This window comes from Erythrobacter sp. (assembly GCF_011765465.1).
Taxonomy (GTDB): domain Bacteria; phylum Pseudomonadota; class Alphaproteobacteria; order Sphingomonadales; family Sphingomonadaceae; genus Erythrobacter.
Genome location: NZ_CP050265.1, coordinates 299,403 through 320,258, shown reverse-complemented (window position 1 = coordinate 320,258; position 20,856 = coordinate 299,403). Strand labels below are relative to the sequence as shown.

Below are 20,856 nucleotides of genomic sequence, written 5' to 3'. Positions count from 1 at the left end.
CACCCCCTTGGCAAAGCGCGCTGCCCGGTCCAAGACTTCTCCCATGACCGACACCGCTAAGGCCGCGCCGCAGCGCGAAGGCATCCCGGCCGCCACCATCATCATCTTCCGCAACGCGCCCGAAGGCGGCCCGCCCGAGGTCCTGATGACGGTCCGATCGCGCAACATGACCTTCGCCGGGGGCATGGCGGTGTTTCCCGGCGGACGGGTCGATCCCGAAGACTATGCGCTCGGCGAAGACATCGCGCGAGAGAGCGGCGGGGCGATGGATGCGGACGAGGCCGCGCACCAGATCGCCGCGGTGCGCGAAACGCTCGAAGAAACGGGCCTCGCGCTCGGCCTTGCAGGCGACATCGACGCTGTGAAAGCCGGCGAGGCGCGCGCCATGCTGATGCGCGAAGGCGCGCTCGCCCCGGTGCTGGAGGCGTTCGGCTGGCGATTGGACCTCGCCCAGATCACGCCCTTCGCGCGCTGGTTTCCCAAGAACGAGAACATCGTGCGGGTCTACGACACGCGCTTCTACCTCGCCGATCTCGGCACGGGCGCGGTCGACGTGTCGATCGACCATGCCGAGAACACGCGCCTGTTCTGGACCACGGCGGCGGGCGCGCTGGAGGCGGCGGAGCGCGGCGAGATCAAGCTCATCTTCCCCACCCGCCGCAACCTCGAACGCCTCGCCCTGTTCGCCTCCTTCGCCGAAGCCAGGGCGCAGGCCGAGGCGATCCCCGTACGCACGATCATGCCCCGCGTGGAAGAGCGCGACGGCAAGCCGATGCTGACGATCCTCGAGGACGCGGGCTATCCGGTGACGGCGGAAGTGCTCGACGACGTCGCGCGGGGGTGAGGATGCGCAACTCACGTCGGCTGCCATAGGTCTGAGGCGACTTTGCTCGATCGTCAGCGCTATCGAGCGGCTGCGCGTGCCCTCGCAACAGGTGGAATATGACGCCATCCACGCGTGGCCCGACAAGGTGGGCGGGGCGAATGGGGAGTAACGCTTTCTTTCGGTTCGACACTCGCATTGGTGAGTGTGTCTACTGCCTCAACGAAGGCTGGAGTCTTCTTTTGAGGCGTGTCAGTCGATTTCCCCCGGGATCGGAATTCTCATGCTTCCCAACCGAACGGCATCGTCGTCAGCTACGAAAGTAGCCGTGATTTCTCTCGTAGGGACATCCTCAACAAATTGGTTTGCGATGTAGCCGATAGTTATTGGCAAGACCAAAATGTCGCCATTTTCAATTCTATCCCGCAGATCGTTTGCTACGCCTTCCAAACACTCAATCGTGATGGTGGCGTGCAAGGTCTGTCCCGGCGCAATGTAATCGGGTGTAGACAACTCTTTCTGCGGAATAATCCCATCGAAGACAGGTGGCGCACCTATGTGCAGACCTGCGAAAATCTTTAGGTGGGCCGCTGGGGTCTGCCCGAAATTCCTATATGATACTGTGCATATGGGGTCTCCGTCGTCATTCATGCCTATACTCGCACTGGTGAAGGCAATGTAAGGCGCGAGTTGCAGTTGGCTGCTTCGACGAACGATTCTGTTCGACTCCACCATTGCCTTAGTCGCATCTCCAGTTTCCTCGACGGCTTTGCGGGTCAGCTTAACCTGAGTCCAAATCAAAAATGTGCCCGTCAACGTAACAAGGAATGTCAGGAGCGCAGCGACCGCCATGACTACGGAAGCTTCCGCCATCATCTCTTGGGCAATAATGTCCCGCGCGGCGTAGGGATCGGGCTCTTGCCCCTCAGCCTGTTGCTGATCTTCTACGGCTTCATCAGGGCGGGGCGACTGCTCGACAAGCGCTGAGACCTCGCCAGTTTCGCCACTGGCTGCTTGATCATTCCCACCGGCGCGTTGACTGCTACTGCTGTCCTCTTGACCCTGCTTAGCTAGAGCCGCAATTCGATCACCTTGATTGCCTGAAGACATTGAACGAATAGCGCCCCCTGTTACCCAAACCTCACCCGATCAAGCGAGGTAACAATCTTAACCAACCCTAATCCCCTGCGTTATTGGCGCGCCCGGCAGGACTCGAACCTGCTGCCTCAAGATTAGAAGTCTCGCGCTCTATCCAGATGAGCTACGGGCGCGCGCCCGCCGTGCGGACAGGCGTCCATTAGCGCGCTTTGCGGGAGGCGCAAACACCGCTAGTCTTCGCGCCCGATGGAAAACCCGCTCCCCGGCGCCGCCTCCGATCCCGGCGCAGCTTTCGACACCGATCCGAACGACGGCATCCGCGCGACCTCCCGCGCGCCGGTGACGTTCCGCTATTACGATTTCGTCATGGCGGGCTTCGTCGCGATCCTGCTGCTGTCGAACATCATCGGCGCGGCCAAGCTGACCTTTCTCGAAGTGCCCTTCTGGCCCGACGGCTGGTGGCCCGCGCCCGACGGGGTGTTCATCTACGGCGCAGGGATCCTCTTCTTCCCGCTGGGCTACGTCATCGGCGACGTGCTCACCGAGATCTACGGCTTCGCCCGCGCGCGGCGGGTGATCTGGACGGGCTTCGCCGCGATGATCTTCCTCGCCTTCATGAGCTGGGTCGTCGTCGGCCTGCCCGCCTTCGACGGGTGGACCTGCGCGGCGTCGGGCAGCCTTGAAATGCAGGGCGAGCCCGACGCGGTCGCGGGCGCGGTGTGCCAGCAGACCTATGTCTCGGTCTTCGGCAGCACGTGGCGGATCGTGCTCGCCTCGATCACCGCCTTCTGGGCGGGCGAGTTCGTCAATTCCTACGTCATGGCGCGAATGAAGGTCTGGACGAAGGGCAAGGCGCTGTGGACCCGCACGATCGGCTCGACCGTCGTGGGACAGGGCGTGGACAGCCTCATCTTCTACCCCGTCGCCTTCTGGGGCATCTGGACCACTGAGGCGGTGGTGACCGTGATGGTGACGAACTGGCTGCTCAAGGTCGTGTGGGAGGCGCTGCTGACGCCCGTCACCTATCTCGTCGTCGGCAAGCTGAAAAAGGCCGAGGGGGTCGACCTGTTCGACATCGACACCGATTTCTCGCCCTTCGGGAGCGAGAAGAGGGCTGTCTAAAGCGCCTTGGCAGGGATTTAGGTGCGATCTCTTGTTGAGGGCCCAGCCCTCCCACCCGAGAATCTTTGTTGGAGGGGAGGGCCCCCGCGTCGCGCCAATGCGCGACCGAAACGAGGTCAGTCATCGGCCCTCAGCGCCTCGTCCGGCACGATGTCGACCCTCCAGTCGAGCCCCTTGGCACCGGCGAGCAGCTTCATGTCCTTTTCGGTCGGCACGCCGAACAGGTCCGCGTGGCTTTCCGCAAGCCGCAGGACGAGCGCCTCCTCCTCGACCAGAAGGCGGCTGACCTGCAGCGAGCGGCGCGAGCGCGCGCCCAGCCGCCGGGCGAGCCGGGTGGCGAAGCCCCACACCTGCGCCTCGGCGATGGCCTCCTCGCTGGCGAGATCGTGGACTTCCTGCGGCAGGTCGGTGCGGTTGCCATTGGCCGCGATCGCCGCCGCCATCATCGCGCGGCCCTTGCCGTCCACCGCGATCCAGCGCTTGTGCAGCGCCCAGTCGATCGCCTGCGGCAGGCGGATATTGGGCTCGATCTGCATCGAGGCGAGCGCGAGCTGGGTCGCCGCGAGGCGCAGGCGTTCGCTGCCGTGCTTGCGCGCAGGCGCGGCATCGACGGTCCACGCGGCGACCCGCGCGGCGAGCGGCGGCGGCGCGCCGCGCAGCGTGGCGAACACCGAAATCCCGGCGAGCAGCGGGTCCTGCGCGCGCGCGTGCGGCGCGAGCCGGTCGTAGAGCAGCCCTTCGCGCAGCCCCCACGAGGAGAACACCAGCTTCTCGGGCCCCAGCTGGCCGATCAGGGCGAGCAGCAGCACCGCGGCATCGGGCAGCTTTTCCGCGCGCATCGAGGAAATCCGCTCGCGCGGCTTGAGATCCTCGGGATATTGCGCGGCGAGCCGTTTCGCCAGCGTCTCGGCCTCGCCCGGCGACAGCTCGAAGCCGTGCGGGTCGGACAGGGGGTGGCCCTGCTCCTGCATCGCGAAAACCGCCATCGCGCGCCATGTGCCCCCGACGAGATAGAGCGTGCGCGCATCCTTCTCACCGAAACTGCCCGCGTCCCAGCCCGCCTTGCGCAGCGCCTTTTCGAGCGCCTTGCGCATATCGGCGCGCACGTCCTTCGACCCGCCGCCGACCTGATCGTCCTTGCGAAAATCGGGCAGGCGCAGCGTGCCGAGCGGGAGCGAGGCGGCGTCGTGCGTCTCGTCGCCGGACAACCGCACCAGTTCGAGGCTGCCCCCGCCGAGATCGGCGACCATCCCGCTTGCGCCCGGAAAGGCGCCCGCGACGCCCATCGCCGACAGCCGCCCCTCTTCCTCCCCCGAAATCACGCGAGGGCGGAGCCCGAGCGCTCTCAGGGCCTCCACGAATTCCCCACCGTTTGCCGCTTCGCGCACGGCGGCGGTGGCGACGCATTCGACATCGGCGACCTCGAGATCGTCGAGCAGCAGGACGAAGCGCTTCAATGCCCGCATCGCGAGCTCGACCGATTCCGCGCCCAGCCGCCCGGTCGCGGCGAGTTCGCTGCCGAGCCGCGCGGTCACTTTCTCGTTGAGCAACACCGTGGGCGCGCGCATCGACCCGCCATAGATGACGAGCCGCACCGTGTTCGAGCCGATGTCGATGATCGCCCGTTCGGGGCGATTGCCTGCGAAAACGCCGTCGCGGTCGTGGCGCTTGTTACGGGAAGTCATACCTCGAAATACGTCCTAGCCTGCGCGCCCCTTGCGCAGCGAAAGTTTGGGCACCCCGCCCGCCTCGAGCGAGCCGCCACGGCCCGACAGCGAGGGGTTGGTCATGAAATAGCGGTGACAATTGAACGGCTTGCTGCCCGCATCCGCTTCGACGCGACTGTATGTCCCGTCCGCGTTGAGCCACCAGCTCTGTTCGGTGTCGAGCATATTGGCGAGCAGCACCTGCTGCAGCACCTGGTCGTGCACCGTGCGGTTCTCGACCGGGATGAGCGATTCCACCCGCCGGTCGAGATTGCGCTCCATGAGGTCGGCCGACGAGATGAACACCGCGGCCTTCGGACTCGGCATGGCATGGCCGTTGGCGAAGGCGTAGATGCGCGAATGTTCCAGGAAGCGGCCGATGATCGACTTCACCCGGATGTTCTCGGACAGGCCGGGCAGGCCCGGGCGCAGGCAGCAGATGCCGCGGATGACGAGTTCGACGTTCACCCCCGCCTCGCTCGCGGCATAGAGCCGGTCGATCATGCCCTGGTCGGTGATCTGGTTGCACTTCATCCAGATCGCGGCGGGCTTGCCCTTGGCGGCATTGGCGATCTCGGCATCGATCCTTCGGTAGATTTCCTCGCGCAGGTCGATCGGCGCGATGTGGATCTTTTCCAGGCTGTGCGGTTCGACATAGCCGGTGACGAAATTGAACATCTTGGCCGCATCGCGCCCCAGTTTCGGGTCGGCGGTGAAGAAGGACAGGTCGGTGTAGATCTTGGCCGTGACCGGGTGGTAATTGCCCGTGCCGAAGTGGCAGTAGGTGCGAAAGCCCTCCTCCTCGCGGCGGACCACCATCGCGGTCTTGGCGTGGGTCTTCCAGTCGGTGAAGCCGTAGATCACCTGCACGCCGGCGCGTTCGAGCTTGGTCGCCCACTTGAGGTTCTGTTCCTCGTCGAAGCGCGCTTTCAGCTCCACGACCGCGGTGACCGACTTGCCGTTCTCCGCCGCCTCGATCAGCGCGTTGATGACCGCCGACTGGCTGCCCGCGCGATAGAGCGTCTGCTTGATCGCCACCACATCGGGGTCGGCGGCGGCCTGGCGGATGAAATCGACCACCACCTCGAAGCTTTCATAGGGGTGGTGGATGACGATGTCCTTTTCGCGGATCGCGGAGAAGGCGTCGCCGTCGTGTTCGCGGATGCGTTCGGGATAGCGCGGGGAATAGGCGTCGAATTTCAGGTCCGGGCGGTCCTCGCCGACGATCTCGGACAGCCCGTCGATCCCGATCATGCCGTCGGTCTTGATGACGGCGGCTTCGTGCACGCCCAGCTGGTCGAGCAGGACGGCTTCGGCCTCGGGGTCGAAATCCTCTTCGAGTTCGAGCTGGATCACCTGCCCGCGCCTGCGCCGCTGGATCGCGCTGCGGAAGGTGCGCACGAGGTCCTCGGCTTCTTCCTCGATCTCGATGTCGCTGTCGCGCAGCACGCGGAACAGACCGTCGCCTTGGATGGTGAAGCCGGGAAAGAGCTTCGAGGCATAGCGCTGCACGAGGCTCGCGATGGAGATGTAGATCGCCTCGCCCGGCACCCCGCCCGCGCCTTCGACCTGCCCCGGCACCCGCACGAAGCGCGGCAGGGCGCTGGGGATGAGGATCATCTCGATGATCTGTTCCCCGTCGGCATCGCGCGTCAGGGTGAAGAGGAGGCCGATCCCTTCATTGTGGACGAAGGGGAAAGGGTGCGCCGGATCGAGCGCCTGCGGCGTGATGATGGGCAGGATTTCCTCGAGGAAATACTGCTCGAGCCATTCGTGCGCGCTGGGGTCGACGCGGTGTTCGTCGGCGACGTGGATGCCGGCATCGGCCAGCAATACGCGCAGCTCGCGCCAGATGTCCTGCTGGCGGTCGGACAGGATCGCGAGCTGTTCGCGGATCGCGGCGAGCTGCTGGGTCGGCGTGCGCCCGTCGATCGCGACCTTGTCGATCCCGCGCTGCGCCTGCCCGACGAGGCCCGCGACGCGGATCATCATGAATTCGTCGAGATTGCTCCCCGAAATGCTCAGGAATCGCAGGCGTTCGAGCAGCGGGTAAGCCTCGTTCGCGGCCTCGGCCAGCACGCGCTCGTTGAAGGAGAGCCAGGACAATTCGCGGTTGAAATAGGGCGCTTCCTCGCCCGCCCCGCCGGGCTGCGGCGAAGGCGGGGAGGCGGGGTTCTTGGTCGAGGCGATCTCGGTGCTGCTCATCGTGTCCGGCGTGGCTCGGGGCGCGGCACGGCGCCGCGCACCCCATGTTCGCATGATGGCCACGTGTAAATCACGAAAGGCGCAGTGTCACAAGAATGTCAGATAAGCGGGTGTCGCTGCGGAGTCCTTGTTGGGGGTTCAGACCTCCCACCCCGGAGTCTTTGTCGGGGAGTTCAGACCACCCACCCCGCCTCCCCACCCGGCCACCAATGATACCATTACCCTATGGTGGCCGGGTGGGTGGTCCGCGTCGCACTAAGGCGCGACCGCAAACAGGGACTCCGCGCCGCGCGAAAAGGCCGCGAGAACCACACCACGACCGCAATCAAACCAGCGTGCGGCTCTCCGCGATCTCAACGATGCCGCGCTTGCCGTTCGCATCGCGGCCCAGTTGCACCAGCACGTCGATCACGCTCGCCGCATAGGCGATGGTGTCGGTGCGCGACAGGCCGATGCCGGTCTGCATCACCATCAGCGAAAGCTGTTCCAGCGCGCCCTTGAGGCTGTTCGCGTGGATGGTCGAGAAACTGCCCGGATGGCCGGTGTTGATCGCGCGCAGGAAGGAGACGCTCTCCGCGCCGCGAAGCTCGCCCAGCACGATCCGGTCGGGCCGCAGGCGCAGCGCGGCCTGGAGCAGTTCATTGGCGGTCACCTTGGCCTCGCCCAGCTCGCCCTTGACCGCGACGAGGCCGACCGAATTCTCGCCCGGAAACTTGAGTTCGGGCGTGTCCTCGACCAGCACGACGCGTTCGTGGCGCGGGATTTCGCCGAGCATGGCGTTGAGGAAAGTCGTCTTGCCCGTGCTGGTCCCGCCCGAGACGAGGATGGTGCGGCGCTGCCGGATCGCCTCGCGCAGGAAGGCGATCGGCTCGCCTTGCGCATCGGGCATGGCGGGCGCATCCGCGCCGGTGAGCGGGCCGGTGTCATAGGCGTCGAGCGGCAGGTCCAATCGCCGGTGGCGGCGGATCGCCATGACCCAGTGCCGGCGGCTTGCCGGAGGCCCGCAGAACTGGATGCGCGCCCCGTCAGGCAGGGTCGCGCCCAATAGCGGATGCTCGCGGTTGATCCCCTGGTGCGAAACGCGCGCGACCTGTTCGGCGAGCCGCTGGACCAGCCGGTCGTCGATCTCGGGCGTCTCGATCCGCTGCATTCCGGGGTTCGCCGCGTCCTCGATCCAGAGCTCGCCGGGCCGGTTGACCATGATCTCGGTCACCGTGTCCTTCTGCAGCCAGCGACGGAACGGGGCGAGATAGGCGTCGAGATAGACACTGCGTTCGGACAGGTCGGCGAGGCTGTCGCGTGGCACTTCCCCGTCGACCGGCTCGCTGCCCGTTCCTGCCGGCGTGGAATGCCCGAGGGGATGGATCTCCGCGCTCATCGTCTCCCCGCTCAGTCGGTGACCGTGCTGAAATCGAGATCGCGCGCGGCGAAGACGCGGATCGGCTCGCCCGCGCGCACGCGGATGGTGGGCGAGACCTGCCCATCGGCCTGCACCGCGCTGCTCGCCGCGTTCTGCGCGCCGCCCGCGATGATGACGCCGCCCACGCCGCCGGTCGCGACCGCGCTCAGCCCGCCGACCACCGACAGCAGCAGGCCCGAGCCGAACCGCTTGAGGAAATGCGTGTCGACATCGCCGGGAAGGCCCGTCGTCCCGTCGAAGGCGACCGCGGGGCTGGCGATGTTGACCGAGGCACCGTCCGGGCGGATCAGGCGGGTCCAGATGACATAGGCGCGCTTCTGCCCCTGCTGGACGCCCGACTGGTACTGGCCGATCAGGCGCGAGGAGCGCGGGATCAGCACCTTCTTGCCGTCGAAGCTCTTGACGTCTTGGCTCACCACGGCGCGGACATAGCCGGGCACGTCGGTGTTGATCGCGGTCTCCAGCACGGCGGGGATCATCGTTCCCTCGGTCACCGTCGTGGTCGGGTTGACCATCGCGCGGGCCTGCGCCGGAGCGCCGCCGACGCCGCCGATGCGGCTGGCGAATTCGGCGGCCGATCCGCTCGCGCCGGTCGCGCCGGTCGCGGGCGCGGTCCCGGCAGCAGCCGCCCCGGCAGGTTCCGCCACGCGCACGGAATCGGCGGCGGTGGACGCATCATAGACCATCGTGGGGCTGGCATAGGGGTTCACCGCATTGGCCGGCTCCGCCCCCGGATCGCGCGCGAGGATCGGCGCGGGCGCGGGGTCGGGGAGCGGCTGCGCGGTCGCAGGCGCGGGCGCGGGCGCTTCGACCGGAGCGGGCGCGGCGGCCTGCGGCGGGGCGACCTGCGGGTTGCCGATAGGCTCGGGCGCAGGCGTTTCCGGCGCGTTCATCGCCCAGAAGGTCGTCGCCCCAAGCGCCAGCACGATCAGCCCGCCCGCGGCAAGGCCGAGCCCGTCGGTCTTGGCTTTGCGGTCGGCGACGCCGGGAAAGGCGCTGCGGCTCGCAAGGTCGATGACCTCGGCGCTTTCCTGCTCGCGCGGGTCGCCCGCTCCGGTCGCTCCATCGCCCTTCTTCGGCGGCAGTCGCATGGCAAGACGCATCAGATCATCTCCCCTTCATTCGGTTTGCAGTTCGTTCTCACGAGCCCCTCCGTCCGGCCTGCCCGGCATCCGCGCTGCGCGGGCGAGCCGGGCCGAGATTGGTGAGCGTCGCGCTGTCGTCGCCCGAACGCAGGACGATCTGCCCCGGCACGTCATCGAGCACCACAGTATCGCCGCGCACGGTGAAATTGACCGCCCCGACCTCGCCGCGCTCGTTGGTGACGAGGATCGCCGGGATCGGCGTGCCCGCGGGCCATGTCAGGAACACGGCCTCGCCATCGTCATAGGCGCGCGCGGGCAGCAATTCCCTGTCGCCCTCGCCCGCCCATTCGAAATTGAGCCGCGCCGGGTCGATCACCGCGTAAGGATCGCTCGCCGCGGCCATTTCGAGCGCGTTCGCCTCCTCGCGCGCCTTGTCGGCAGCGGCGGCGGCAAGGCGCGCCTCGCGCTCGGCCTTTTCGGCCTCGGGGTAGGAGAACTGCATCACGTAAAGCGGCTGGTTGCGCGGGGAAGCGACGAGATCGAAGAGATAGGTCCGCTTGCTCGTCACCACGGTGAGATTGGTCGCCGCGCTCGGCTCGAGCGGTTTGACGAACAGGATCGACTGCGCCTTGTTCGGCTGAACCTGCCACGCCTTCGAGTCGCCGATCGCGACGTTCTCGATCCGCTCGTCCTCGCGGAACTTGATCGTGGTCTGGACCTTCACCCGCCCGCGGATCGTGTAGACCTGCGCGTCGTCATAGACGAGCGTGACGAGGCGGGGATCCGCCTCGGCGGAGTCCTGCGCGGCGGCGGGAACGGCGAGGCTGGCAAGCGCGAGCGCAAGGGGAAATGCGCGCTTCATCGGGAAGTCTCCGTCTTGGTTGCGGCGGCGGCCTTCGCGGGGCGGTTCGAGGCAGGCCGGAAGCGGTTGCCGATGCCCCGCGTGCGCGAAGCGGCGGGTGTGCCCTCGCCCGCCTGACCGCCGGATGAAGAGGTCGCATAGACGCGCGTCTCGCGGACGCTCTCGCCGCCCGCGCCGCCGCCGTAGTCGTTCGCCGGAGCGACCGTGCGGATACCCGCGACGTCGACCCGGCGCGGGGCGGAACTCGCGGCGGGCGCCGGGGCCGGACGCGCCGCTCCCGCGCTCGCCGCAGCGGGCGCGGCGTAGGCGGAGGAGCGCGTCGTATCGATCCCCCGGCCCGCGTTATCGCTTCCAGCAAGGCCGAACACCTGCCAGCCCGAAACCATCGTCGTCGTCACCTTCAGCGCCATGAACATCAGCGCCACGTGGACCGCGCCGACGAGGAAGAAGGCCATCGCCGCCTGCTGGTCGATCTGGCCCGGCGTCGCCACCAGCGCGGCGAGGATCGGCACGGCGATCTCGAGCATGATCGTGCCGCCCAGCACCGCAAACAGCGGCGCGAGCGCGAGCATCGTCATCCCCTTGAGCCAGCCGGTGAACAGCCCGCGCGTGCCCGAAAACAGCGCCAGCACCACGAAAATCGGCCCGACCGCCAGCAGCAGCGCGAGGCCGATCCGCGCCGTCACCAGCAGGCCCACCGTGCCGAGCAGCAACAGCATCGCGCCGAGCCACATCATGCCCGGCGGGGAAAAGGCGTTGATGTCGCTCTGCCCGGTCGAGGCTTCCTGCACCGCGAGGAAGACGACATCGAGCTTCTGCGCGAACGTCGCCGTGGCCGAACCCTTGGTCCCCGTCAGCACGCCCGCGACCCAGTCCGGGCCGAGCACGAAGACATTGTAGAAGAAGGTCGAAAAGGCGACGAAACTGGTCGCGAAGGTGAGGACGAGCCCCACGGTCAGGATCTTCGGCACGAGCGCGCGCACCGACAGGTTCGACCGCCCCAGCATCAGCGAAATGCCGAAGAAGGCGATGTAGAACACGAGCAGCGAGACGAGGACGAAACGCATCTGCCCTTCATCGCCGAACAGGCGGCCGAACGCCTGCTCGCTGACTTGGCTGGCGATGCAGTCCACCGCGGTCAGCGCCGCGGCGACGCCTGCGCCCATGTCCTGGGCGACGAGATCGCAGGAGGTCGTCATTCCGCCGCCTGCCAGACCGGCTGCCCGTCGGCGTCGACTTCGCCCGATCCATCGGGCCACGCCCGGTTCGTGAGCGCGGGATACCATGCGCTCGGTTCGTCTCCGACCGCCTCGCGCAGCAGGTCGAGCCGCCGCACCGCGCTTTCGCGGCCCGACAGGATGGTGAGCACTTCGGGCGCGCCCGACAGGTCGAGGCGCACGACGACGCTCGCATCGGGCTGCCGCACGAGGAAGCAGCGGCTGTGCGCAGGAAGCGAGCGGATCAGCGCGAGTTCGTGATCGGTCAGGCCGAAGCCGTCGCAGTAATCCTCGGCCCGCGCGCGGGAATTGGGCATGAAGACCATGGTCGCGGTCTGCTCCACCAATGCGGTGGAAATGCGGCTTTCGAGCGCATCGCGCGCCGACTGCGTCGCGAAACCGACCAGCGCGTTGCGCTTCCGCAGCGTCTTGAGCCAGTCGCGGATGCGCGCGGCGAAAACCTCGTCGTCCAATGCCTTCCAGCCCTCGTCGATGAGGATCATCGTCGGCTTGCCGTCGAGCCTCTCGTCGATGCGGTGGAAGAGATACATCATGACCGGCGTGCGCAGACGCGGGTTTTCCAGCAGCGCGGTCATGTCGAAACCGAGCACGCGGGCATCGAGATCGAGCGCGTCGCGTTCGTTGTCGAACAGCCACGCGTGCTCGCCGCCTTCCCCGTCGGACGATCCGATCCACGCCGAAAGCCGGTCGGCAAGGTCGCCCGGCTCGGGCCGGCGCGCGCCGGCGAGAAGTTCGCGGAAGTGGCGCAGGCGGCGCAGGCGCGAATCGTTGGCATAGGCCGCGTCCACCGCCGCGCTGATGGTGGCGTATTCCTCCGGCCCCTCGGCCTTCAGCAGAACGCCCAGCCAGTCGCGCAGGAAGGCGCGGTTCGCCGCCGAGTCCGGGAGCGCGAGCGGGTTGAACCCGGTCGGCTCGCCCGGATTGATCCGGTCGTAGCGCCCGCCGATCCCGCGAATGAACAGCTCCGCGCCGCGATCCTTGTCGAACAGGATGGTGCGCGGTTTGAACTTCTGCGCCTGCGCGGCGAGGAAGTTCATCACCACGGTCTTGCCCGATCCGCTCGGCCCGATGACCGAGAAATTGCCGAGATCGCCGTGGTGGAAATTGAAGAAGAACGGGGTCGCGCTGGTCGTCTCGAGAAGGGTGACCGCATCGCCCCAGTGGTTGTTCGCCGCGCTTCCCAGCGCGAAGCCGTGGAAGCTGCCGAAGCCCGCCATGTTGGCGCTGGAAATGAGCGCGCGGCGCACGATGTAGTCCTCGTTGCCCGGAAACTGCGCCCAGAAGGACGGTTCGAGATTGACGTCCTCGCGCACCGCGATCGCGCCGGTGTCGGCCAATGCGGCAGCACAGGCGGCGGCGGCATCGTCGAGCCGCGGCAGGTCGCGCTCGCGCACCAGCACGGTGAGGTGATGGTCGCCGAAGCCGACCGATCCCGCGCCGAGCGCATCGCGCGCGTTCATCATGTCGGTGCGTTCGGCGGCGGCTTCCTCGTCGACCGACCGCAGGCGCCTCAGCGCGAGGTCGATCCGCTCGCGCGCCGTGGTGCGTTCGTTGGGCGCGTAGCTTTCGGTGACGACCATTTCGTAAGGCAGGCGCAGCAGCCCGTCGAGCAGGCCGGGCGAGGTCGCCTCCGGGTAATCCTTGAGGCCGAGGATGGCGGAGAAATCGGGCGCGCCCGAGCCGCGCAGTTCCATCGCGTCGAGCCCGAAGCTCGCCCGGCGATAGGGCAGCATATGGCCGATATCGACATCGTCGTTGGGCCTCCGCACGGGCCGCATCTCGCCGTTGTAGAGCGCGGAGAGCAGCTCCAGCATCTCCGAATTGATGCCGCCGGTGGGCGAGGTGTAATCCGCCAGCACGCTCGCGCCGTAGGAAGACAGCGAGGCGACGAGGCCGGTGATCGCCGCTTTGAGTGTGCGGATGTCCTTGGGATCGGCGTCCAGTTCCTCCTGCCCCCGGCGCGAGAAGAACCGGCCCACGCGTTCGGGCAGGCCCGTCTTGCCGCGTGCTGGCCGGCGGATGAGGGTGACGAACTGGTCGTTGATGAAGAGCGAGCCGCCCGCCAGCCGCTCCTTCCAGCGCGCGTCGATGTGGCGGCTGAGCGGATCGTCGAATTCCGCGTCGAGTTCGACCTCGACCCGGCGGCGGATGACGTGGTGATAGAGCACGAAGCGCGCATCGAGCGTCGAGCGCAGCATCACCTCGCGCGTCGCGGCGTGGGCGTTCAAGGCGTCCGAATCCTCGGTCTCGAACAGCAGGCCGGGGACCTGGATCGCGCTCATCACGGAGCCGTCGCGCAGCAGCACGGTGCTCTCGTCGATCAGGCGGGCATAGGGCAGCCGGTCGCCCACGCGCGCTTCCTTCGCGCTCCAGGCGGCGGGTCCGATCCATTTCACCATGTGCGGGCCTCCCTTGGATGGCCGGGTTTCGCGTGGGGCATCGTCACGGGGCGTAGCTGTTGCAGCCCCAGCGCTTGTAATTGGGCACGCGCGGGCATTTCGAGACCTTGGTGATCCACAGATCGAAGATACGCGGTTCGCGCAGGGACGCAAAATAGCCGATCGCGTGCATGACGAAGGGGATGGGGATGATCCACCAGGAATCGAGCACCAGGAACGCGATCGTCGTCACCATCATGTTGATGATGAAGAAGTTCAGCGTCACGCCCGCGAACATCTGCGGCCGCGTCAGGGTCCGGTGGACGGGATGGCGGGAAAGCTGGCTCATCGCTCGTCAGAACGCCCCGATCGAGTTCACGAGGCGCGGCGCGCCGAAGATGATGAACACGCCGATGATGACCGTGCCGCCATAGCGCCAGTTCATCCGGCCCGTGAGCATCATGAAGCCGACGCCCGCCACCGCCATCACCGCAAGGCTCGTCGCGATGGGGCCGAGCAGCAGGCCCTGCATCCATAGCAGCGCGTCGGTGATCGGGCTTTCCGAGCGCGCGGCCTGGTCTTGCGCGAAGGCAGGCTGCGAGGCCAGCGCGAGCATCAGGAAAGCGGCGATCCGGGCCGGGAGAGTGGTAAGCGCGTTCATTCGGTGTTCCATCGTCCTTGAAGTTTCCGTTCCGACTATTCGGCGGCGGGGCGGGAATGGCTGGCGAGGCGGCCCATGATCGCGGCGACATAGCGCTGCGTCTCGCGGATGTTCGGGATGCCGCCCGCCCGCTCGACCCGTCCGGGCCCGGCATTATAGGCGGCGAGCGCCTTTTCGAGGTCGCCGTCGAAACGGTCGAGCTGTTCGCGCAGGTAGCGCGCCCCGCCCTCGAGATTGGCGTGGGGGTCGTCCGGGTCGACCCGCAGGTAAGCGGCCGTGCCCGGCATCAATTGCGCGAGCCCGCGCGCGCCCGCGGGCGAAACGGCATCGGCGCGCCAGCGGCTTTCCTGCCACACCACCGCTTCGAGCAGGGCGGGCGAAAGGTCGAAGCGGCGGGCGAGTTCGTGGACCTTGGCGGCATAGGCGGGCGGGATCGCGGCGGCGTGGGCAGCGGGGTCGGCGACCGCGGCCTCGGGCAGGCTCTCGGGAAGCGCGCCGTCAGGAATGACCAGCGGGTCGGCCGGATCGGACGAGGCGTAGACGGCGGCCAGTTCCTCGCCGCCGCCGACGAGGACCGAATCGGAAACGCTCGCGCCCCCGGCGACCCAGCGGGCGCCGTCCGCATCGACTTCCATCACGTCGGCCTTCGCCGCGACCGTGCCGAAAGCGAAGGCGGCGGTGAAAGCGGTCCAAAGGCCAAGTCTGCTCGCACGTGCGAGAATCATCGAGGGACCCTCCAATCCCGCCCCCTTGTCGATCATTCGTGACAGGCGGGTGACATTCGCGTGAACTCTCTCGCCCCACCCTAGCCCAGAAGCCCGTGCATTTCCCGCGAAAAAGGCGGTCGGCACGACAGCGCCGCCCGCGCGCGCACGAAAAAACCGGAGCTGGCCTTCGCCCGCCCCGGTCCTTCCGATTCCCGTCCGCTTGCGGCCGTTCAATCGCGCAAAGTGAGCGACTCCCTGCCCGCCGGGCGGAATTCGCCGTCGCGCAGCATCCTGAGCGCCTTGCGCGCGAGGCGGCGCGAATCGGTTTCGTCGCCCGCCGCGGTCTTGAGCAGGATCACGTCGTCGCTGGTCAGAGCGGCTTCGAAAAGATCCTTCGCGCGCGCCTCGTCGCCCGCCTGGGCATAGGCGATGCCGAGATTGATCAGCACCGCGGCATCGCCCGGCGCGGCGGCGCGTTCGCGTTCGAGCGCGCGAATCGCATCGGCCTGGCGCCCTTCGGCGAGGGTTTCGGCAGCGAGCGTCCCGCTTGCATCCTGTGCATGGGCGGGCGCGGCGAAAGCGAGGGCGAGAAGCCCTGCCCCGGCGATGGTCTTGATGAGGGCCATGTCTGCGTCTCCTTGTTTCTTGCCGAGCATGATGCGGCAGGAGTCTCGAAAACGCAATAGAACTGTAACATTGTCGCAAAATCGCAATCTTATGCGAGATTATCCCTATTTTTCAGTGGCATAAATGTTACAAAAACGTCATACAGCGCACCCGCCACGCGCGCCGGATTTGTCGTATTTGTCTTTTTTCGGTCATGTGACACGAATTTCATCATCGCCGTCACAGTGAAAGAATAGTGTCATGCGCCGCCCCTAGCGCCCCGTTTGCGCATTCAACCGACGCGCTTTGTTCGATTCTCGGTTTTTGAGGGGACCGCTCGCTGTGAAAAAGATTCAACGCACTCTCGTCCTGGGTTGCAGCCTGGTCGCTCTGGCCGGCTGCGGCGCGGACGAAATCGTCTCGCCCGGCACCAGCGGCGACATCATCATCAACAACCCGGCGCCGACGCCCACGCCGACGCCGACCCCGACGCCGACCCAGGCGCAGGTGACCCCGGCCGCGGGCTGCCCGACGATCGCCTCGACCGGCGGCCTTACCGATGCCGGCACGCTGTCCGGCCCGACCGGCGAATACCGCGTCTGCACCCTGCCGACGACCTTCGACGTCGACGACAACCTGCCGTTCATCAACGGCCTCGTGTACCAGATCAACAACCGCGTGAACGTCGGCACGGACCAGGGCTTCAACAGCACCGGCACCGACGTCACCCTGACGGTCGAGCCGGGCGCGATCTTCATCGCCCAGGCCGAATCGTTCTTCGTCGTCAACCGCGGCAACGCGATCGAGGCGGACGGCACCCCGACCCGCCCGATCATCTGGACCAGCCGCGACAACCTGCTCGGCCTCAGCAACGACAACTCGCAGGCCCAGTGGGGCGGCGTCGTCCTGCTCGGCCGCGCGCCGGTTTCGGACTGCTCGGACCAGGTCTTCAACACGCCGGGCGCGCCCAATGCCAACGCCCAGTGCGAACAGCAGCTCGAAGGCACCGTGGTCGCCACCCCCTTCGGCGGGACCGACATCGACGACAGCTCGGGTTCGTTCACCTACAACCAGATCCGCTTCTCGGGCTTCGAACTGCAGCAGGCCAACGAGCTGCAGTCGCTGACCACCGGCGGCATGGGTCGCGGCACGACGATCAACCACGTGCTGTCGTTCAACAGCTCGGATGACGGCCTCGAATTCTTCGGCGGCGGCTTCGACGGCAGCGAGATCGCCGTGGTCGGCGCCTCGGACGACTCGCTCGACGTCGACACCGGCGCGAAGGTCAATCTCGACACGGTGCTCGTGGTGCAGCGCGCCAACACCGGCGACTCGATCATCGAACTCGATTCGCCCGACGACCTCGCCGACGGCACGCCGGGCGATGCCCTGCCCCAGACCGAGTTCCAGGTGAACAACTTCACCTTCGTGCAGCGTTCGTCGGCCTCGGGCCAGGCGGTGCGTGCGCGTGGCGGTGCGGCGCTGAGCCTGACCAACGGCGTGATCGACGTGGACACCGACGACGACGTCTGCATCCGCATCGACGAGACGATCACCCTCAATGCCATCATCGGCTTCGATTCGGTGGTCTGCGACGGGGCCAACCGCCCGGTGCGCGGTTCGTCGGGCGTTTCGGATGCCGAGGTCCAGGCGGTGGTCGATGCCGGCACCAACAACGACCTGACCTTCGCCATTACGCTGACCGACCTCGTCGTGAACGGCGCGAACGAGAACGGCCACCCGGTGTTCGACGCCTCGGTGCGCTCGACCTTCTTCGGCACGCCGGCGGCGATCGGCGCGGTCGAAAGCGACCTCTCGGCCGATTTCGGCGACTGGACCTGCAACTCGGCGACGCTCGACTTCGGCAGCGCGACCGGGTCCTGCACCTCGCTGCCGATCTACTGATCATGCCTGACGGACCCGCGGGGGGCGTGCGCGATGAGCGCGCGGCCTCCCGCGGGTTCCCCTGCATAGGGCCGCAGCCGGCCCGCACCATTATCAAGGCCTATTCATGAGGGGGTCTCACATTATGTCGACCGGCACGCGCCTGGCAGGGCTGCTGCTTCTCACCACGTCGCTCACCTTTCCCTCGCTGCTTCACGCGCAGGAAACCGGCCAGGCGAGCGAGGACGAACTGACGGACGACGTTCAGGGCGTCGAGGAAGAGGAAGACTTCGACCAGCCCGAGATCTCCGTTCCGGGCGGCGGCATCATCGTCACCGGGCGGCGCACCCGCAATCCCGAGCGCGCCTCGACCCAGGTTCTCAACGTCCTGTCCGAAGAGGATATCGCGCGCACCGGCGAAGGCGACATCGCGGGCGCCCTCGGCCGCGTCACCGGCCTGTCGGTGGTGGGCGACGGCCGCGTCTTCGTGCGTGGCCTGGGCGATCGCTACTCGCTCGCGCTTTTGAACGGCCTGCCCCTGCCCAGCCCCGAACCCTTGAGCCGCGTCGTGCCGCTCGACATCTTCCCGACCAACGTGGTCGCCTCGAGCCTCGTGCAGAAGACCTATTCGGCGAACTATCCCGGCGAATTCGGCGGCGGCGTGATCAACCTCACGACCAAGGCCGTGCCGGTCGACGACTTCCTCAACGTCTCGATCGGGATGAGCGGGGACACCGAGACGACCTTCGTCAACGGCCTGACCTATTTCGGCTCGAACTGGGACTCGTTCGGCTTCGACAACGGCAACCGGGACATTCCGTCCAACCTGCAAGCCTTCTTCGACAGCGGCGAGCGGATCGGGACCGTGCCCGTGTCGGTACAGGAAGGCATTGCCGGGCAGCTCATGCCGCTCAATCTCGTCACCCTCCAGCGGGTCAATGACCAGCGCCCCAATTTCTCCGGCTCGATCACCGGCGGGGCCTCGTTCGAACTGGGCGGCGACACCTATCTCGGCGTGATCGCGACCGCTTCGATCAAGAACAGCCTGCGCAACCGCCAGGTCCTCTCCCAGCAGGGCAGCAGCGACCTGTCGGAACTCTTCGCCCAGACCGAGACCTTCATCACCGACGAGAACGTGCTGGTGAACGGCCTGCTCGGCATCGGGCTCGACGTCGGCGAGCACACCGTGCGCTGGACCAATCTCTATATCCGCGACACGCTCAAGACCGCGCGCCTTGCCGAAGGCTTCGACATCTTCCCGGGCGTCACCGGCTTCGACTTCCAGAACCAGCAGACCGCCTGGTTCGAACGCCAGCTGATGGACAGCCAGATCGTCGCCGAGCTCGATTTCGACCGGCTCGACATCGACCTGCGCGGCGGATACGCCCGCACCGACCGCGAGGCGCCGTTCAACACGACCGTCAGCTACACCCGCACCAACCTGCCGGGGAACCCGTTCGGCGACCTGTTCGTCGCCTATTTCAACCAGCTGTCCGATGCCGGCATCAGCACGGTCGCCTTCGACGATCTCAAGGAAGAGAATTATTTCGGCGGCATCGACCTCTCCTACGAGGTGATGGACACGCTCGATCTGACCGTCGGCTATGCCTACAACGACACCGACCGGCGGTCCTCGAGCCGCGAGTTCCGCCCCTTCATCTCGCCCGACGTGACCAATCCCGACCTCGCCTCTCTTGACGAGATCGCCGCGGTCGCGGTCGGCCTGCGCCGTCCGGGCGACATCATCAACGGCGCGACCCTTGCAGGCTTCGACGTCACGCTGACCGAGGCGACGCCCTTCCCCGTGTTCGACGCCGCTCTCGAAGTGCACGCGGGCTACGGCCTTGCCCGCTGGCTCGCAACCGACACGCTGACGATCGAGGCGGGCGTGCGTTACGAGGACGCGGTGCAGGTGGTCGAGCTCGACCAGTCGATCTTCAACACGCCGATCGCGGGCGCGACGGCGACCAACATCGCCAACGACTATTTCCTCCCCTCGGCGACGATCACCTGGGAAGCGATCCCCGACCTGCAGCTGCGCCTGTCGGCCTCGCAGACCATCGCCCGCCCGCAGTTCCGCGAGCTGGTCGAGCAGACCTATTTCGATCCGGAATCGAACCGCCGTTTCCGCGGCAACCCCTTCCTGCAGGACAGCGAGCTTCTCAACCTCGAAGGCCGCGCCGAATATTACCTCGGCGGGCCGAACCGGGTCAGCCTCGCAGGGTTCTACAAGGAAATCGACAACCCGATCGAGAACTACCTCATCAACGCCTCGGGCCAGATCCTCACCAGCTTCGCCAACGCCCCGGCGGCGGAGCTGTATGGCGCGGAGATCGATCTCGTCTACGGGATCGACCTCTATGACCTCGGCGGCAGTTTCTTCGAGACGAAGCAGCTGCTGATCCTCGCCAACTACACCTACACGCAGTCGTCGATTTCGGTGGCGCAGGGCGACATCGCCCCGATCCCCGGCAACCCGACCCAGAACGCGTTCAACCTGTTCGACGACGGCGCACCGCTGGTGGGCCAGTCGGACCACATCGCGAACGTTTCCATCGGGCTCGAGGACACGGAAAAGACCCAGCAGGCGACTTTCCTGTTCAACTACGCGAGCGAGCGCGTGACCCTGCGCGGCGGACCGCTTCCCGACGTGGTCGAGGATCCCGGCCTGACGGTCGATTTCGTCGCCCGCAGCGAAGTCGGCATCGGCGGCCTTCCGCTGGAGCTGAGCTTCGAGGTCCGCAACATCTTCGGGCGCGACAATTTCGAATTCCAGGAGCTCAACGGCAACCGGATCGAGATCAACACCTTCGACGTCGGAACCCGCTTCGCCCTGGGCGTGACCGCGAAGTTCTGACCGCTACCGCAACGAAAGGAGCCGCGGCGCGCGAGAGCGTGCCGCGGCTTTTTCGTGCGCGGCGCGAACAGGCGGCGCGCCAAAGATCGGGCCGTGCTCCCGCAGCAGCAGCCCCCGGAGGCTCATCGCAACGGTATTCACACGGTGCAGGGAATAAACCGTGCGCCTGCCCCGTTGGCAGATGACGCTGAATGGCCGCGGAGA

Annotated in this window: 16 protein-coding genes and 1 tRNA gene; 4 read left to right on the top strand and 13 right to left on the bottom strand. The window is 66.9% G+C overall.

Features of this window, described 5'->3' with window-relative positions; all coding sequences use genetic code 11:
* Window positions 1-43 precede the first annotated feature (43 nt).
* Window positions 44-844, top strand: coding sequence for an NUDIX domain-containing protein (locus G9473_RS01400; RefSeq protein ID WP_291135254.1), 801 nt, complete (start codon window positions 44-46; stop codon window positions 842-844).
* Window positions 845-1,075: 231 nt separating this feature from the next.
* Here G9473_RS01400 and G9473_RS01395 read toward each other — a convergent pair whose 3' ends face one another.
* Window positions 1,076-1,933: a hypothetical protein gene (locus G9473_RS01395; protein ID WP_291135253.1), complete on the bottom strand. Its 858-nt coding sequence runs from the start codon at window positions 1,931-1,933 to the stop codon at window positions 1,076-1,078.
* A gap of 84 nt (window positions 1,934-2,017) precedes the next feature.
* Window positions 2,018-2,094, bottom strand: a tRNA-Arg gene (locus tag G9473_RS01390).
* 73 nt (window positions 2,095-2,167) lie between these two features.
* On the opposite strand from G9473_RS01390, the gene G9473_RS01385 reads away from it, so the two are divergent.
* Window positions 2,168-3,043, top strand: a complete 876-nt coding sequence (locus G9473_RS01385; protein WP_291135251.1) for a queuosine precursor transporter — start codon at window positions 2,168-2,170, stop codon at window positions 3,041-3,043.
* A 116-nt stretch (window positions 3,044-3,159) separates the two neighbouring features.
* Here G9473_RS01385 and G9473_RS01380 read toward each other — a convergent pair whose 3' ends face one another.
* From G9473_RS01380 to G9473_RS01330, 11 genes are all read right to left on the bottom strand, one after another.
* Entirely contained in the window at window positions 3,160-4,728 is a 1,569-nt protein-coding gene (locus G9473_RS01380) for a Ppx/GppA family phosphatase (RefSeq protein WP_291135249.1), read from the bottom strand.
* A gap of 15 nt (window positions 4,729-4,743) precedes the next feature.
* A complete protein-coding gene (locus G9473_RS01375; protein WP_291135247.1) occupies window positions 4,744-6,954 on the bottom strand; it encodes an RNA degradosome polyphosphate kinase in 2,211 nt (736 codons plus the stop codon).
* A gap of 325 nt (window positions 6,955-7,279) precedes the next feature.
* Complete coding sequence (virB11, locus tag G9473_RS01370) at window positions 7,280-8,332, bottom strand: P-type DNA transfer ATPase VirB11 (protein WP_291135245.1); 1,053 nt, start codon at window positions 8,330-8,332, stop codon at window positions 7,280-7,282.
* Between the two features lie 11 nt (window positions 8,333-8,343).
* On the bottom strand, window positions 8,344-9,477 hold the full coding sequence (locus G9473_RS01365; protein WP_291135243.1) for a TrbI/VirB10 family protein: 1,134 nt from the start codon (window positions 9,475-9,477) through the stop codon (window positions 8,344-8,346).
* Between the two features lie 37 nt (window positions 9,478-9,514).
* A complete protein-coding gene (locus G9473_RS01360) occupies window positions 9,515-10,321 on the bottom strand; it encodes a TrbG/VirB9 family P-type conjugative transfer protein (RefSeq protein WP_291135242.1) in 807 nt (268 codons plus the stop codon).
* The gene (locus tag G9473_RS01355) at window positions 10,318-11,520 is read right to left on the bottom strand and encodes a type IV secretion system protein (RefSeq protein WP_291135239.1); all 1,203 of its coding nucleotides are present in this window, start codon (window positions 11,518-11,520) and stop codon (window positions 10,318-10,320) included. The genes G9473_RS01360 and G9473_RS01355 overlap by 4 nt, the downstream gene beginning before the upstream one ends.
* Window positions 11,517-13,958: a VirB4 family type IV secretion/conjugal transfer ATPase gene (locus G9473_RS01350; protein ID WP_291135237.1), complete on the bottom strand. Its 2,442-nt coding sequence runs from the start codon at window positions 13,956-13,958 to the stop codon at window positions 11,517-11,519. The genes G9473_RS01355 and G9473_RS01350 overlap by 4 nt, the downstream gene beginning before the upstream one ends.
* A 43-nt stretch (window positions 13,959-14,001) precedes the next feature.
* Entirely contained in the window at window positions 14,002-14,286 is a 285-nt protein-coding gene (locus tag G9473_RS01345; protein ID WP_291135236.1) for a VirB3 family type IV secretion system protein, read from the bottom strand.
* A gap of 6 nt (window positions 14,287-14,292) precedes the next feature.
* Window positions 14,293-14,553, bottom strand: coding sequence for a TrbC/VirB2 family protein (locus G9473_RS01340; protein WP_291138159.1), 261 nt, complete (start codon window positions 14,551-14,553; stop codon window positions 14,293-14,295).
* Between the two features lie 80 nt (window positions 14,554-14,633).
* On the bottom strand, window positions 14,634-15,359 hold the full coding sequence (locus tag G9473_RS01335; RefSeq protein WP_291135234.1) for a lytic transglycosylase domain-containing protein: 726 nt from the start codon (window positions 15,357-15,359) through the stop codon (window positions 14,634-14,636).
* A gap of 176 nt (window positions 15,360-15,535) precedes the next feature.
* Window positions 15,536-15,931: a tetratricopeptide repeat protein gene (locus G9473_RS01330; RefSeq protein WP_291135232.1), complete on the bottom strand. Its 396-nt coding sequence runs from the start codon at window positions 15,929-15,931 to the stop codon at window positions 15,536-15,538.
* Window positions 15,932-16,253: 322 nt separating this feature from the next.
* Here G9473_RS01330 and G9473_RS01325 point away from each other — a divergent pair, with 322 nt between their 5' ends.
* Together G9473_RS01325 and G9473_RS01320 are read left to right on the top strand one after the other, a co-directional pair.
* On the top strand, window positions 16,254-17,816 hold the full coding sequence (locus tag G9473_RS01325; protein ID WP_291135230.1) for a hypothetical protein: 1,563 nt from the start codon (window positions 16,254-16,256) through the stop codon (window positions 17,814-17,816).
* 124 nt (window positions 17,817-17,940) lie between these two features.
* Window positions 17,941-20,652 carry a TonB-dependent receptor gene (locus tag G9473_RS01320; protein ID WP_291135228.1) on the top strand — a complete coding sequence of 904 codons (2,712 nt, stop codon included), beginning with the start codon at window positions 17,941-17,943 and terminating at the stop codon, window positions 20,650-20,652.
* Window positions 20,653-20,856: the final 204 nt, after the last annotated feature.

Excerpts from the sequence above, each read along its gene's own strand:
- G9473_RS01400 (WP_291135254.1), top strand. The coding sequence starts at position 44 with ATGACCGACACCGCTAAGGCCGCGCCGCAGCGCGAAGGCATCCCGGCC.
- G9473_RS01395 (WP_291135253.1), bottom strand. The coding sequence starts at position 1,933 with ATGTCTTCAGGCAATCAAGGTGATCGAATTGCGGCTCTAGCTAAGCAG.
- G9473_RS01385 (WP_291135251.1), top strand. The coding sequence starts at position 2,168 with ATGGAAAACCCGCTCCCCGGCGCCGCCTCCGATCCCGGCGCAGCTTTC.
- G9473_RS01380 (WP_291135249.1), bottom strand. The coding sequence starts at position 4,728 with ATGACTTCCCGTAACAAGCGCCACGACCGCGACGGCGTTTTCGCAGGC.
- G9473_RS01375 (WP_291135247.1), bottom strand. The coding sequence starts at position 6,954 with ATGAGCAGCACCGAGATCGCCTCGACCAAGAACCCCGCCTCCCCGCCT.
- virB11 (WP_291135245.1), bottom strand. The coding sequence starts at position 8,332 with ATGAGCGCGGAGATCCATCCCCTCGGGCATTCCACGCCGGCAGGAACG.
- G9473_RS01365 (WP_291135243.1), bottom strand. The coding sequence starts at position 9,477 with ATGCGTCTTGCCATGCGACTGCCGCCGAAGAAGGGCGATGGAGCGACC.
- G9473_RS01360 (WP_291135242.1), bottom strand. The coding sequence starts at position 10,321 with ATGAAGCGCGCATTTCCCCTTGCGCTCGCGCTTGCCAGCCTCGCCGTT.
- G9473_RS01355 (WP_291135239.1), bottom strand. The coding sequence starts at position 11,520 with ATGACGACCTCCTGCGATCTCGTCGCCCAGGACATGGGCGCAGGCGTC.
- G9473_RS01350 (WP_291135237.1), bottom strand. The coding sequence starts at position 13,958 with ATGGTGAAATGGATCGGACCCGCCGCCTGGAGCGCGAAGGAAGCGCGC.
- G9473_RS01345 (WP_291135236.1), bottom strand. The coding sequence starts at position 14,286 with ATGAGCCAGCTTTCCCGCCATCCCGTCCACCGGACCCTGACGCGGCCG.
- G9473_RS01340 (WP_291138159.1), bottom strand. The coding sequence starts at position 14,553 with ATGCTCGCGCTGGCCTCGCAGCCTGCCTTCGCGCAAGACCAGGCCGCG.
- G9473_RS01335 (WP_291135234.1), bottom strand. The coding sequence starts at position 15,359 with ATGATCGACAAGGGGGCGGGATTGGAGGGTCCCTCGATGATTCTCGCA.
- G9473_RS01330 (WP_291135232.1), bottom strand. The coding sequence starts at position 15,931 with ATGGCCCTCATCAAGACCATCGCCGGGGCAGGGCTTCTCGCCCTCGCT.
- G9473_RS01320 (WP_291135228.1), top strand. The coding sequence starts at position 17,941 with ATGTCGACCGGCACGCGCCTGGCAGGGCTGCTGCTTCTCACCACGTCG.